The organism is Bacteroides sp. MSK.18.37, from assembly GCF_019129155.2.
Lineage (GTDB): Bacteria > Bacteroidota > Bacteroidia > Bacteroidales > Bacteroidaceae > Bacteroides > Bacteroides ovatus.
Genome location: NZ_JAHOIB020000002.1, coordinates 69,616 through 83,546 on the forward strand (window position 1 = coordinate 69,616; position 13,931 = coordinate 83,546).

Below are 13,931 nucleotides of genomic sequence, written 5' to 3' on the forward strand. Positions count from 1 at the left end.
AAAACATATCCGTATTATTATAACGCAACTTTGCTACATTTTTTACAGAAAGAGATTGTTCTCGATGGAAAAAGGGATTCCCTAATGTGCTATAACAAACATTGTATGGACTGTAAAGAAAGCATTTCCTTGGGAACCGCCGCCTTTATTTCCTCTTTCAGGACGCATAAGAGACTGTGGCGAATAAAATCTTTATTTGTTACCAGTACCACTTGCCGTGTAGGTCGGGGAATAGCAAACGGACGTACCAACTGCCGCTGTTCTTCCGTCAATTGCATCACTGCCAATTCGGGAATAAAAGTGATTCCTTTTCCACTTTCTACCATTCGCATAAAGGTTTCCATACTTCCCAAACGATAGGCCATCTGATTAACCTTCACGGCCTCCATCTGACAGAAACGGACGAGTTGATCGCGAAAACAGTGTCCTTCGTCCAAAAGCCAAAGATGTTCGCCTGTTATATCAGAAGTACGGATCATATCATGCTTGAAAGAGGATTCTTTTCGTGACACATAAGCGTAAAATTGCTCATAGAAAAGAGTTTCTTCTGTCAAGAACGTATCTTCCAGTTTGCTGGCAATAATTCCCGCATCCAAATCTCCGACATGCAAAGCCTGCTGAATATCCTGTGTCTTCATTTCCGTGACACGAATATCCAGTTCGGGATATTTTTCCATTAGTTGAGGAAAAAAGCGAGGAAGCAGATAGGGAGCGATAGTAGGTAATACCCCCAAGCGGAATACGCCTGACAATGACTGTTTATCTTCACTGATTATTTCTTTCACTTGAGCTGCCTGCGCCAGAATCACGCGAGCCTGGTCTATCACTTTCTGCCCGATGGGTGTCGGACAAACGGGTTGCACTGTCCTATCGAACAACTTTACTCCCAGTTCATCTTCCAGTTTCTGAATCATTGCACTCAAAGTAGGCTGCGTCACACGACAATATTCAGCTGCCCGTGCGAAATGCCTGAACTGGTCTACAGCCAGTATATACTCTAATTGTTGTATCGTCATCTATCAAATCTTATTAAGTTATAGATTTCATCTATGCAAAGATAGAAATTTTCAGTTTGACAGCAAGCATTTTACGCCTTATCTTTGCAGTACAGAAAAAAGAGAACAAGTATAAATCATTAAAAATAGAAGAATATGAAAACTTTAGAATTTATCAAATTGAACGAATCGGGAGCAAACAACGTAGTAGCATCTTTGCAACAACTATTAGCAGACTTCCAAGTGTATTACACCAATCTTCGCGGTTTCCACTGGAATATCAAGGGACATAATTTCTTTGTACTCCACAGTCAATTCGAAAAGATGTATGATGACACGGCTGAAAAGGTGGATGAAATCGCAGAACGTATCTTGATGCTGGGTGGTACTCCTGCCAATAAATTCAGCGATTATCTAAAAGTAGCAAATGTGAATGAAGTGGATAAGGTAAGCAACGGAGACGAAGCATTGAATAATATCCTTCAGTCTATCAGCTATCTGATTGGTGAAGAACGTAAGATCTTATCTATCGCTTCTCAAGCCGGAGACGAAGTAACCGTTTCGATGATGAGCGATTATCTGAAAGAACAGGAAAAATTGGTTTGGATGTTGGTTGCTTATAGTAGCAAGTAATTGAAATAAAAGGTTTAGGTTTTAGGTGAGAAAGAGAGGATATTTCCGCAAAAGGAATATTCTCTCTTTTTTATTAAGAGAAAACGAAACAGGAAATCTCTTAATATAGATATTAATAAAAATTACTCCACTAAAATAACATTCTGCAACCTAATATCATTAGAAGCGGCACCAATCATAAGATGGAAATTTCCAGACTCTACTACTTTCTTCAAAGTATAGTTAACCAAGAAAAAGTCCTCCTCTGTCAAAACAAAAGTAACTTTTTTTTCTTCTCCTTTTTTCAAATGGAAACGTTCAAAATGTTTCAACTGTTTCATCGGCTGAACAACTGATGCATATTCATCTCTCATATAAAGTTGTGATACTTCCTCACCATCATACTTCCCTGTATTCTTTACTTTAAATGAGACTTCAAAACAACGAGCAGATTTCTGCACTACCTGCAAATCAGAATATTCAAAAGTGGTATAACTCATCCCATAACCAAAGCTATATAACGGAAAAGATGACATTTCCACATAATCATGATTTCGAGGAGCTTTCTTATTATAATAAACCGGAATCTGACCTACAGAACGCGGAACGGAGATTGGCAAACGTCCGGAAGGATTATAATCTCCAAAAAGAACATCCGCTATAGCATTTCCACCCTCCTGCCCCGGATAGTAAGCAGTCAGTAGCGCATCCGCATATTCCGAAGCCCAATTCTTTTCTAAAGGACGACCTTCAATATAAACGACAATCAAAGGCTTACCTGTCTTTTGCAAAGATTCCAATAGTTCTTGTTGTCTACCAAGTAAGGATAAACTGGCACGGTCAAATCCTTCTCCACACTCCATATCACTTACACTACCCTCTTCAGCTACAGCCGCACCTGTTTCTTTATAGCTCGTTTTAAAATCACGGGCACTGGAACCACCCACAACCACAATTACAACTTCGGAGCGACGGGCAGCTTTAATTGCCTGTTCTATCTCATTCACTGTAGTATCACGAATAGCACAGCCTCGTACATATTCCACACGAAAAGGAGATAATTTTGTTAGAATTCCATCAAGAACTGTTTTCACATTACTATCTTCCTGAGGAGCTGTATAGTCCCCTAACATATTATATCGATTGTCAGCATTAGGGCCAATTACCGCCACCTTATTTATCGTCTTGCTTAAAGGAAGAATTGAATTCTCATTTTTGAGAAGTGTTATGGAAGACTGTGCGATTTTACGTGCCAGTTCGATATGTTCTTTACGGCGTACTGTTTTAGCAGCAATTTTCGGATCCACATAAGGATGCTCAAACAAGCCCATCTCAAACTTCATCCGTAACACCCGGCAGACAGCCGTATCAATCACAGTCTTATCCATTTGTCCAGATTGAACTGCATGACAAAGGTTGGTATAAGCATCCCCACCTAAGTCAACATCAACGCCTGCCATTACAGATTGTATGGCTGCATTCTCTTTGGTTGGAGCAACAAAGTGGCTTTCGTGAATCCCTTCAATACTATATAAATCGGAAACTACAAAGCCACGAAACTTCCATTCATTACGCAAGAGTTGAGTCAGCAAATAATGGTTCGACGTACAAGGTGTCCCATCTATCGAATTGTATGAAGTCATTACAGACAATGCCCCTGCATCTATTGCCTTACGAAAAGGAGGAAGAAAATTCTGATGCAAATCACGAATACCGACTGAAGCATAATTACCATTCTGTCCACCCTCCGGCACAGCGTATGCCAGAAAATGTTTCAAGGTAGCTATGGTAGCGTATTTTTGTGATAGATTACCTCCACCTAAACCGTCAACCATAGACGCCCCTAAAATACCACTCAACACAGGATCTTCACCAAATGTTTCTTCCACGCGGGACCAACGGGGATCACGGGTCAGATCAAGTACGGGACCGTAACTAATATGCCCACCTTGGGAACGAATTTCTTTAGCGATAACTTGACCAACTTCTTTTACTAATTCCGGTGACCAGGTAGCCGCCATTCCGATACCCGTAGGAAAAACTGTAGCACCAATTGCCATGTGCCCATGAGGGGCTTCTTCTGCTAAAAACATCGGAATTCCCAAACGAGTATTCTCCATCACATATTTTTGCAATGCATTCCCTGCTTTTGCTGCCATCTCGGAATTAAGTCCATTTGCCAGAGTTTTTTTTGTCCACGGGTCTGCACGATAAGTCGCCCAAAGCATTCCGGCATTTCTTTCTTTAATCAATTGCTTGAACTTTCCGGAAGGATGAACCTCACTACCATGGATTTCATACATTTCCCAACCTAAAGGACAAAGTAACTGACCGACCTTTTCTTCTAAAGTCATGCGGGAAAGTAAATCTGAAAGTCTTATATCTATTGACAAACTGGGATCTTTGTAAGCAGGTAACGAGGGAGAGGATTGAGTAAACCCCAAAGTACATACCATCTGTACTATCACCAAAATATACAATCGTTTTATCATAATGTTATATACAGTAAAATGACTCAATTAATTTATAGTGTATTTCTAATCTTTCAAATAGAGATATTCAACCCTACTTACCCATTTCTCCTTCAAATATAACTGTATGTACAGGCTGATGAGCATCATTTGTTATCAACTTGACCTTTGCATCCAATAGATGGTTTGAAGATGATACATTTAATTCAAACAGAACCTCCAGACACTCATTTTGCTTCAAAACCTTTTCACCCCGAATATTAGTAGAAACAAATTCCGGACATTCTATTTTGCGGATAATAAGAGGATTCGCCCCTTCATTAGTAACTTTAACTTTTCTCTGAATATGCTTTTTTAATGAGATATTCCCCAAATTAAAATAAGATTGTGAACACTTCATCCGGGGAGCAGTTGCCGTGCTTACTTTTCTCATATCATCAATCACTGTACCAAAGATTTGTATAGGAGAACTGTGTACGGAATTGGCACTAATAATAATCTTATCTTTAAATGTACCGTAAAAGCCTTTTAAAGGAGAAGCTGTTATTTTTATAGTCGCACAAGATCGACCTTGAAGAGATGATGGCATAGATATCGACAAACATCCACTCTTATCCAACAGCGAGTATGACAACCTGACTATTTTATCCGATCGGTTATAGATTCTAATTTCCAATTGTTTTGGCCTCCCATTATGCTGTAACAGATCATAAGATAGAGTCATTCGGTCTGCCAGAATATCTGATGATAAAGAATAAGGATATTCATCCTCTATACGATTCATTGTATTTATCGTACCTTTTACCCAAAGAGTATTGACACTTTGCCCTGAATTAGAAACAACCCTTATACTCTTAGAGAAAAAGTTTGTCCGCCCTTTAGGATCGAATGTTACGGTAATAGTACCTGTATGCCCTGATTTTACAGGTTGTTTACTATAAACAGGAATGGCACACCCACAAGTTGAAATCACTTCTTCAATCACAACCGGAGAAGTATGCATATTAGTAAAATGAAAAGTATAACTCACTTTGCCTCCTGTTTCCTGAATATTACCAAAATTCCAAGTAGTAGTATCAAAACGCAATACAGCTTTTCCCTGTTGTTGGGCACATACGCCAACAGTAGAGCACAGTAAAACGATCAAAGCTGACATAAAACGTTTCATCATCATTTCTTTAAGTTAATATTGGGAGTTACGTAAAAACACAATAACTCCCAATATAAATTTACATTTTAATTATCTTGAGGCAAATCATTGAATTCTGCATTCCAGCTGATATTTGCCGAAGCCGGGAAAGTTAAATCACGCCCATTACCCGAACTGTCCTTCAATGTATTTCCTTCTCCTTCATCCAATTTCCAATAGCCATATAAATCCGAAGAAGATGGAGAAGCTATTGTACGCAAGTTAGCTTTCACTTCTTCCGCTGTCAGACATTTCTTCCACATACGAATATCAGAAATCAGACCATCAAAATACATACTTGATGTATTACCAAATTGAATACCGGTCAACGTATATCCCACCTTGAATCTTTGAGAAGAGGATGGCCCCCAACGTTTGGTCGGTTTTGCAGAAGCAACTTCCTCACCGTTAACATATAAACGATAAGCAACATCTGTATTCTGGCCGGTTTTTGTTCCGTCACAAGTAATGGTCAATCTTACCCATTGATTAGCCGGCAACTTTATATTTTGATTAGCCAATGTCAAGTCACATTGACGATTACCGATATTAGATGCTCCCGCTGTACCGCTTACACGTAGTTCACAACCACTAAAAACCTCATTATTATGGTTGGTATCTTTACCACGCCATGTACCAATGTAATTAGTTCCACTGTGCCAGCTATATGGATATATAAGCATTTCAAACGTATGTGTATTATCTTCAATCGTAACGACTTCATCATTGGCAAAACTTAACGTACGATACATATCCGTTGAATAAGAACTCATATTCAATCCCGGTATATAATCCAATTCCCCATCAATGCTAATCGTAAAATAAGAAACAGAACGAGTGTCCGTTACAAATTGTCCTACACATGTTTCATCTATTGTTGCAACAATAGGAAGCAAATATTCTTCACCTTCCACCAAACCGAACAATGATGAAAACTTAACTGATAAGGAATTGGATTCTTGCTGTCCTGCCTTCACTATCGCATTTTTAGCTTGCAACTCATAGACAAAAGCGGGCATCATTTTATAAGACGTGTTATTTGCAGCGTTATAAGCCTCTACCATACTTTCGTCCACGGCAATGTCACATAATAAAGTAGTAGCGGCAGGTTTATCCAGTTTGATAATATAATCATAAACATAGCTTCCTGCATCCAGTATCTCCCTATAATCAATAGAAACAGGTCCTGCTTCCGACTGTGGCATCTCTATTGTCGGCAATTCAATAAAATCATTGTCATCATCCGAACAGGATGTGAATCCTACTCCTCCCAATAAAACAAGCAAAAGGAGAGTTAATCTATTTATATTGTTTTTCATTATCATACGGTCTATTCATTTATTATTACCCTATTCAAGACATTTATTCGTATCATCATAAGTCCAGTCAATCGTGATTCCATTCTTATAACTGATATCACGCTTGGACGGAGATAAATCATAGAAAGTAGTTCCTTCTCCTTCATTCATTCTCCAATAAGACACAAGCCCATTGGTAGAAGGGTCTACCCCACATACATTTGCTTTAATTTCACGAGCAGACAAAGGACGAGTCCAAAGACGCATCTCACTCAAACGACCATAAAACAATTGTGAAGATTGATAACCTCTTGAAGGCATACCGATCTGCACACCATAAAGTGCGTATTCATATGGAGCAACTGTCATTGAGTTATCTTTCTCTCCATTAATGTATAATGTCAAAGTATTGCCGTCATTTACCAAAGCAACAGCATACCAGGTATTTAAAGCAAAGCGAGTATTCGATGACATTTTACCCTGTTTAGTTGTCACATGCAACTGGTTCGGTTCATCCGTTCCTTCACCAAAACGAAGCAGGTTCTGGTCACATTTAAAGCCGCCATCATCAATCGCTCCCCCTTCTACAGACGCTTCACTACCTCCAAATGAACAAACACGGGTAGTACCGGAAGCTCCGGAAGAACGGAATTTAGTGGCGTAAATCTTCACTTCCCATGTATAAGTAGGCAAGGAAGGAATAGGATCCGGAAGCAAAAATTGATAAGCCATAGAAGCCTGTCCTACATACGGAGCATGGAAACGCAATGTTCGAGATACTTTCAGGAAAATAGTACGCCCTGCTTCTATAATATCCAAATCTCCCGTCGCACTTTTTATGGTAACCGGTATCAAATAAACACGTCCCGGAACAAATTCCGAATCATCGGCAATTGAAAGAGAGGCAGCAGAAGAAATTGCCTGTCCTGCTGAAATAGTAACCTCCGGATTTTCAAATGTATATGATTTATCCGGAATGGGATAATAATTGGTTCCCATTTCCTGATTATAAGTATCAACCAGACTTGCATCAACAGCCAGATTCACCTGAATATCCGATTCAACGCGAGAAGTTGAAGTCACAGAAACAGCATACGCAGATGGAAATCCATCAATGGCGAACTTTACCAATCTATCCGAAGATGTTCCGGTCATTAACAACCCGTCACCTTTTTGAGCGGCTTCCTGGCATCCCTGCAGCATAAAAGAAGCTATTCCTATCAAAGCAGCTCCCCATATCTTTTTTATATTATTCAATGTTTTCATACCTTGCATACAAATTTAAAATTCATCCATTTTCTTCTTCCGTTTCTTGTTTAGTAGACTGTTGTACAGGCTTTCCGGCAGGATTTTGTTCCTGAATACCACGCCGAAGGCTATAATAAGGAATAGCGGCTTTCTCTTTATCACCTATAGCCTGATTAGCAGGACGAGTGGTATTGTATTCATATTCAAAATAATATCCACCGAATCCGCCTTTTCGTCCTTGTGTAGGATTCCAGCGTGCCATACCTATTACAGAATAGATTGGATTGCCCCATGAATCTACTTTATTTCCATCGGCTTCCGTAAATTCGACTCCACCATTTTGCCAGTACCATCCCATTTGTTCCGTAGCAACGAATTTTTCAGGAGGACACCAGCTGCTAAGCTGGTCAAATTTAGATTGCAAACTTTGAGCACTACCGGTGGTGTAACATTGTCGTACAAAATAATCGACATAAGGTTCTGTTTCCTTAGGAGGCAGCTGATTATAGAAGTCAACAATTAATAATTTGCCTGTACCCGATTGAGGACCGAAATAATTTCCCAATACCTTTATAAACTTTGTAAAGTTATCATTTTGCAACCAGTCGCCTTCCGGTTCGTAGTCCAAGTCCAAACCATCCAGATCATTACGCAACACACATCTCGCAAGATGCAAAGCATAAGCCTCGATACCTGCGTCGGTTTTAGGAAACTCCGTACTTCCAATACGGCAAATCGTACACATCACAACGCGAGTCCCCTTTACTGTACGGATATAATTCATTTCCTCATAAGCAGTCGGCAAATAACGCTCGTTATAATAACTCGTTTCTACATAAGCCGGATTGTTGGAAGGAATACCTGACCACAGACTGACAATGTCCAGACTATCCGGCAGACCAGTGAAATGAAGCCCCTGCGAAGGAGATGCTTCTGAAGTATAACCGGCATACCAGCCGAAACAAATAGCATGATCTGTTTTCTTATATTCACGCAGGTTCTGATAATATTCTTCATTATAAGTATTAGCTGCCTGTATAACTTCAGGTTCAATATCCGTATCACAACCACTCACAACAAATGTCAAGAGACAGGTGAACAAAAAATATACATAATTTCTTTTCATATTCTGCATTATTTAAGTAACCAATTATTTATTAGGCACATCCCACCACAATCTGACACCCGGGTTATCTACGCCACCTAAAAGTGTGATGCCTTTATCCAACTCTGTTCTATTCGTATTATATTCCGATTCCGGATAAGGTAATCTGCGGATTTGTATATTTGTGTCTACAGAACCTCCGGAACTTTCGTTCACAACAACCGGAAATACTTTCGGGTAACCGGTACGGCGGAACTCTGTCCATGCCTCTTGTCCCACCGGATAAAGAGCAATGTACTTTTGAGTAATGATTTGTTCCAGATTTGTTTTAAAATCTCCCGATTCATCCCAAGCGATAGAAACAGTCCCCAAAGCATCCATGGAATGAGATGATGTCACCGGATCCTCATAATTGGCAGGCACATATCCACCCGCCGCAGTTCTTGTCAGATACGCGTCAGCTCCTGATACACCATGTTCATCAAAAGACATTCTTATTCCATCTTCATAATACTTTTTAGCATCGGCATTCGTTCCCCAACGCAAAGCATATTCCGCCAACAAGAAATATGATTCAGATGAACGCATCCACACTACATTGGAAGTAGCGGTTGCCTGTGGTTCGGCAAAGATTCCTGTTATATATTTATCCTTACTTACGTCCTTTGACATTCCGGCTCTTATACCCCGATATTTTCCACCCGTACCTGCCTCGAAGTAAGCAGAAAGTCGTGGATCCTGATAACCATTCATGTATGAATCCAGCGTCGCTCCCATACAAATATCATCCCATCCTTTCAGAATATACAGAGGACTTTCATAAGTCGCTATCGGAGTAATATGCTGAAGTTCTGCTAAATCAGACTTCACATTCATCAATCCATAACTATTGCCAATAGCCAGTTGGGCTTCACTTTTTGCCTTTGTTTCATCCACATAGGCAAGATGCAATGCAAGACGCAAACGAAGTGAATTGGCAAACTTTATCCAAGATGTAACATCACCGTTGAACACACAATCCCATGATGACAAAACTTTACTTCCGGATGCAGCATAACTATCCAAGTTATTGATAGCTCCATCCAATTCTTCAAAGAATCTGTAATAAACATCCTTTTGCGAATCATAAGGCACTTCTTTTGAAACTCCAAAATTCAAATAAGGAATAGGCCCATAGGTATCTGTCACACGGTGCATTGCCGCTACTTTCAGAATCTGCGCCATAGAAAACCGGGGATCTTCGTCATTGTTAATCGCTTTTCTTATTTCACGCCAGGCATTCATAGTCGTCAGGTAATTGGTAGTGAACATATCACCATACCAACTTCTTTTATCCCAATTGTAACGACCGGCAGAATTGATACTGGGAGCAGGAAAACCAAAATAGCCGACATAACCATCTCCACCCATCACTTCCACAGTCTGATATCTGTCCGAACCGATATTAAGTCCCGGTTGTGCTACCACCAGTACGTTCTGCTCCATCTGTAAAAGAAGAGAACCAGTTCTCACATTATCCCAATCCGTCATCTCATCGGTTGCTTCATTAGGATTGGTATTGTACTCCAGAAAATTCTTCGTACAACCTACATTTATCATGATTACTCCAAGGAGTAAGTAGTAGTTCCTTACTTTAAAAAACTTACGTATGTTCATCATTATTTTTTTTAAAGGTTATCCAATTAGAAAGAAATCTTTGCAGAAAATCCCATCGATCTCAAACTCGGTTGCATGAAATAGTCCATACCCTGGTTATAAGTACCTGTACTTGCAGTAGATTCCGGGTCAAATGGAGCCTTACAATACAGCATCCATAAATTACGTCCTACAAAGGACACATTCAATCCAGAAATCCATTTACACCATTTATTGATCGGAATATCATATCCCAATGTCAATTCTCCCAAACGAACATTCGTCATACTATATACATACATAGAACCTACATAACCTGTACCATTAGCTCCGATAGTCTGATACCATGTCTGGGCATCAATCATCTGACCGTTTACTTTCACGCCACCATTATCCCGCGCTTCTGCCGATGTTTTAGACACTCCATAATAGTCCATTACAGCTTGAGTGGCAGAAACTCCGATACCACCTACACGGGCATTCAACATAAATCCGAGACTGATTCCTTTCCAATTAAATTCATTTCTCCAGCTAAGAGTATATTTCGGATTGGTATTACCAGCATAGACATAATTATTCTTATCTGTTTCCAATGTACCCGTCATTGAATTCATCCAGATATATCCATGCTCATCAGTTCTCATTGTATTCACATATACATCTCCCATAGAGCCCCCTACTGTTAGCCGTTGTTTGGCACCGCCTAATGAATAAACATCCATTTCGTCCAGATGTACTGTCACTCCCAACTCTTCATTTGTATATTCAGGGAGTAATTGGTCAATGCGGTTTCTGTTGAGCGACCATAGTAAAGTTGTTTTCCAATCTACAGGCCCTATATTCTGTTTAAAGCCAAGAGCTAACTCAATACCTTTATTCGTTACTTTACCTGCATTTACATATAATTTAGAATATCCGGTTGTTGTAGAAATTTCCGGACTGAAGAGCTGATTCTCCGTATATGTCTTATAAGCTGTCACGTCCAGTGTCAGTTTATTATCAAACAGACCTAAATTAAATCCTCCTTCCCATGAATGAGTTCTCTCCGGTTTAAGGTCTTTTATCGGGAAATAAGAAGTGGTATTCAATCCTCCCAACACTGCGTACGTAGTGATAGCTCTGAATCTTTCCGGTGCATTACCCACCTCACTATATGAAAGGCGAACCTTTGCATAAGAAAGAATGTTAGATTTCATTGTAAACATATTAGTCAGAATTGCTGAAGCACCGATAGAAGGATATAATATGGAAGAATGGTTTGTTCCTGCCAAAGCAGATATCCAGTCATTACGTAACGAACCATCTACATAAACCATGCCCTTATATCCTAATGAGAATGTTCCGAATAAAGAATTGGTACGGTCGTGATAGTTCGTATTTTTATAGGTTAATTTACCGGAAACATTCGCATTGTTAGAAGTAAACAGATTAGGAATGGTCAGTAATCCTCCTCCAAAATTAAGCTCCTTATAATCCAAATCCAATAAACTGGCACCTAAAGATGCTGTCAGATTCCATGTGTCGTGATAGAAATATTTATTGATATTCAACATGGCATCCGCATATATCTGACTGGTATTCTTGTTCGATTGCACGTATGCTCCTTTATCCGAGTTTTCAGCAATCACATTCAAAGTGGAAGCATACATTTTCTTTTCCGAGTTGATAGTTTCCTTATCCAGTTTCACGCGTCCGGAAACATTCAACCAATCTGTTATCGTATATTTTAGTGAACCGCTTGCCAGAAAACGGTCTTTCTTGTTGGTATACATATTCCGGTTCGTAATCCAGTAAGGATTCTGCATGGATAATCCATTTTCTTTCAATGGCCAAAACTGTGTTTTTATGTTACGGTCTACATCATATCGTTCATAATACTGATATTTCGAGAAATCATCACCGCGCGGAAATAAATAAACGGGAACCAATGGATTGGCATACTCTCCTTGCGACAACATATTCTGTTCCTTTACATTAGAATACATAAAACTTAAATCCATCGTCAGTTTATCATTCAGCATAGAGGTCGTGTTACGAACAGAGAAATTATATCTGTCCAAGTCATTATTCTGAATGATACCCCGGGCATTCACAGCACCTACGGATACATAGGTTTGATTTTTTTGTGTCCCTGTAGTCAGACTTACAGTGTTTGCTACATTGTAACCTGTCTGGAAAAAATCTTTAACTTCATAATCGGTAGGAGATGACAATTTAGATGCCCAACTATACCACTCTCCAGTTTCCGAACCATACGTATTCTGGAATTCCGGCAATCGGAATGGTGAATAGAAGGTTGAATTATTACTGTAAGTCAATCTGGTTTTATCTACAGCCCCTTTCTTCGTTGTGATAAGTACCACACCATTGGCAGCAGCCGAACCGTATAGTGCAGCGGCGGCCGATCCGCTAAGTACTGAAATTGATTCTATATCATCAGCGTTGAAGTTAGCCAATCCGTCACCGGATTGTCCGGCACCTGTATACTGATCGTCAGGTTGTTCACCTGATATATTAGCCAAAGGAACTCCATCTACTACATATAGAGCGTTGTTATTACCGGATATAGACTTCGTACCACGCATTACCACACGGGCACCACCTCCAATACCGGATGAACTTGCATTAATATTCACACCCGCCACCTTACCGGCAAGACTGCTCATCACATTCATATCTTTCGCCTTTGCCACTTCGTCCCCGCCAATCTGCTGCACATTGTATGTCAAAGACTTAGTTTCTCGTTTAATGCCCAAAGCCGTTACAACAACCTCATTCAAGACTTTGGTATCTTCCGTCATCACAATGGAAAGCGATTTATTATCTGCAACCTTCACCTCTTGAGAAGCATATCCAATATAAGAGATCTCCAATACCGCTCCCTTTTTAGCTTGAATCTGAAAGTTTCCGTCGAAGTCTGTAATAGCACCGGTAGTTGTTCCTTTTACTTTCACATTCACTCCGATCAAAGGTTCTCCTTTTGTATCTTTCACTGTACCTTTTACCTGGATAGTCGGATCTTGCTCTGTTACATTCAATTTATTGGTAGACAAGATAATCTGCTTATCAACCACTGTATAAGTAATGTTGGTTCCTTTAAACACCTCATCAAGAATATCCAGTATCTTACCTGAATTGTTTCTCACAGAAACAATACGGTTCTTCTGAATTGTTTTATCATTATAAAGGAAAACATAGTCGGACGTCTCCTCTATTTTATTCAGTACCTGTTCTACAGATACATTGTTCATTGAAATGGCAACCCGCGTTCGCTGGGCATAACCATCTTCGGCAGAAAGTTGTAATACTACTGCGAAAAGTAGTGCTAGACTAATCCTCATAACTAAAGGAAGTTTTAGATTTAAAGCATATTTAGGA

The 13,931-nt window shown here is 39.7% G+C and carries 9 protein-coding genes; 1 reads left to right on the forward strand and 8 read right to left on the reverse strand.

Annotated elements, in window-relative coordinates:
* Positions 1-89: 89 nt before the first annotated feature.
* Positions 90-1,016, reverse strand: a complete 927-nt coding sequence (locus KSX81_RS28560) for a hydrogen peroxide-inducible genes activator (RefSeq protein WP_004302279.1) — start codon at positions 1,014-1,016, stop codon at positions 90-92.
* A 135-nt stretch (positions 1,017-1,151) separates the two neighbouring features.
* Between KSX81_RS28560 and KSX81_RS28565 the strand changes: the two genes are divergently transcribed.
* On the forward strand, positions 1,152-1,628 hold the full coding sequence (locus KSX81_RS28565) for a Dps family protein (RefSeq protein WP_004302278.1): 477 nt from the start codon (positions 1,152-1,154) through the stop codon (positions 1,626-1,628).
* A 122-nt stretch (positions 1,629-1,750) separates the two neighbouring features.
* On the opposite strand, the gene KSX81_RS28570 is transcribed toward KSX81_RS28565, so the two are convergent.
* From KSX81_RS28570 to KSX81_RS28600, 7 genes are all read right to left on the reverse strand, one after another.
* A complete protein-coding gene (locus KSX81_RS28570; RefSeq protein ID WP_052588052.1) occupies positions 1,751-4,099 on the reverse strand; it encodes a glycoside hydrolase family 3 N-terminal domain-containing protein in 2,349 nt (782 codons plus the stop codon).
* Between the two features lie 73 nt (positions 4,100-4,172).
* Positions 4,173-5,249: a DUF1573 domain-containing protein gene (locus KSX81_RS28575; protein WP_217725516.1), complete on the reverse strand. Its 1,077-nt coding sequence runs from the start codon at positions 5,247-5,249 to the stop codon at positions 4,173-4,175.
* 65 nt (positions 5,250-5,314) lie between these two features.
* Positions 5,315-6,586 carry a BT_3987 domain-containing protein gene (locus KSX81_RS28580; protein ID WP_254884174.1) on the reverse strand — a complete coding sequence of 424 codons (1,272 nt, stop codon included), beginning with the start codon at positions 6,584-6,586 and terminating at the stop codon, positions 5,315-5,317.
* A gap of 30 nt (positions 6,587-6,616) precedes the next feature.
* Positions 6,617-7,831 carry a DUF1735 and LamG domain-containing protein gene (locus KSX81_RS28585; RefSeq protein WP_217725508.1) on the reverse strand — a complete coding sequence of 405 codons (1,215 nt, stop codon included), beginning with the start codon at positions 7,829-7,831 and terminating at the stop codon, positions 6,617-6,619.
* A gap of 22 nt (positions 7,832-7,853) precedes the next feature.
* Entirely contained in the window at positions 7,854-8,939 is a 1,086-nt protein-coding gene (locus tag KSX81_RS28590) for an endo-beta-N-acetylglucosaminidase family protein (protein ID WP_004305806.1), read from the reverse strand.
* A gap of 24 nt (positions 8,940-8,963) precedes the next feature.
* Positions 8,964-10,577 carry a SusD/RagB family nutrient-binding outer membrane lipoprotein gene (locus tag KSX81_RS28595; RefSeq protein ID WP_022199280.1) on the reverse strand — a complete coding sequence of 538 codons (1,614 nt, stop codon included), beginning with the start codon at positions 10,575-10,577 and terminating at the stop codon, positions 8,964-8,966.
* Between the two features lie 23 nt (positions 10,578-10,600).
* Positions 10,601-13,894, reverse strand: coding sequence for a SusC/RagA family TonB-linked outer membrane protein (locus tag KSX81_RS28600; protein WP_217725509.1), 3,294 nt, complete (start codon positions 13,892-13,894; stop codon positions 10,601-10,603).
* Positions 13,895-13,931 lie beyond the last annotated feature (37 nt).